We start from the raw sequence: 1,219 nt of genomic DNA on the forward strand, positions 1-1,219 counted from the left end.
GACAGACCTAAAGGAAGGGGACGAAGAGTCTATCCTACTCCTGTGAAGTCAGTTGCAGAAGTCTACGGATTGCCAGTCTTTCAACCCGAAAAAGTCAATTCTGGAGAAGGATTGGAAAAACTCAAAGAACTTTCTCCAGATCTAATAGTGGTTGTTGCGTACGGAAAGCTTCTCAAATCAAGTGTTATTGACCTTCCAACTTTAGGCTGTTTCAATGTCCACGCCTCACTCTTGCCGAAATACAGAGGAGCCGCTCCGATTCAAAGAGCAATCGAAAACGGGGAAACGAGGACCGGTATAACCATATTCAAGATCGACGAAGGAATGGATACCGGCGAAATAGCTTTGAGGAGGGAGATCGAGATAGAGATTTCAGACAATTTTGGTTCGCTCTATGAAAAGCTTGAGAGACTCGGAAGGGAAGCTTTGCTTGATTTCTTGAAGATAGCTGAGGCCGGGAGAATCGAGCTTTGTAAACAGGAGGGAGCACCTTCTTACGCGCCAAAGGTCCAGGCGTCGGACCTGGTCATTTCGGATTTTTCGGATGCAGTTTATGTTTTGAACAAAGTGAGAGCTTATGATCCTCAACCTGGGGCAAGAACATCCCTTGACGGAAGATGGTAAAACTGTTTGGGGCAGTTTTTTCAGATCGAAGTTATGGAAAGAGCAGGGATGGAGAAATTGTGAAAGTGGAAGACCACGGTATGGTTTTAAGCTGTGGCACCGGAAATGTTATTATATCGTTAGTACAGTTACCCGGAAAGAGGCCGATGAGCCTAAAGATGCGGTAAGTGGCCGGCTGATTCGTGAAGGGATGATTTTGGGGGGATAGAAATGCCCAGGGTGATCAGGCTATTTCAAATTAGGAACGAGATTACGGATTCCGATGCCGAACGAATTGTTTCGAGACTGAAGTCCCTCGACGGCATAACAAAGGCCCAGGTTGATGTTGCAAGCAGTGTCGTTGAGGTGGAATATGAGAACGCGATCATCGACAGATACATTATTCAGGAAGAGCTGTCCAAGCTCGGTTTTGATATGCTTATATAAACCATTCTCGCGATTTGCTTCTTGACAAAGGAATCCGGTCAAGTTATAATTTCTGACGTGTGACGTTGCCGAGGTGGTGGAATTGGCAGACACGCATGGTTGAGGTCCATGTGGGCAGTTTAGCCTATGCGGGTTCAAGTCCCGCCCTCGGCACCACAAAACCGGGTTT

3 protein-coding genes and 1 tRNA gene are annotated in these 1,219 nt (G+C 46.7%); all 4 read left to right on the plus strand.

What is annotated here, in order from left to right; all coding sequences use genetic code 11:
* Positions 1 to 624: methionyl-tRNA formyltransferase (locus BG32_RS04440; RefSeq protein WP_259459512.1), on the plus strand; the 624-nt coding region annotated here is incomplete at its 5' end.
* Positions 618 to 791 (plus strand): hypothetical protein, encoded by a 174-nt coding sequence (locus tag BG32_RS16240; RefSeq protein WP_259459513.1) that lies wholly within the window; start codon positions 618 to 620, stop codon positions 789 to 791. The genes BG32_RS04440 and BG32_RS16240, both read left to right, overlap by 7 nt.
* 43 nt (positions 792 to 834) lie before the next feature.
* The gene (locus BG32_RS04445; protein WP_006487148.1) at positions 835 to 1,050 is read left to right on the plus strand and encodes a heavy-metal-associated domain-containing protein; all 216 of its coding nucleotides are present in this window, start codon (positions 835 to 837) and stop codon (positions 1,048 to 1,050) included.
* Positions 1,051 to 1,117: 67 nt separating this feature from the next.
* Positions 1,118 to 1,206 (plus strand) — tRNA-Leu (locus BG32_RS04450).
* The last annotated feature ends 13 nt before the right edge of the window (positions 1,207 to 1,219 follow it).

Source organism: Mesotoga sp. HF07.pep.5.2.highcov (assembly GCF_003666285.1).
Taxonomy (GTDB): Bacteria; Thermotogota; Thermotogae; order Petrotogales; family Kosmotogaceae; genus Mesotoga; species Mesotoga prima.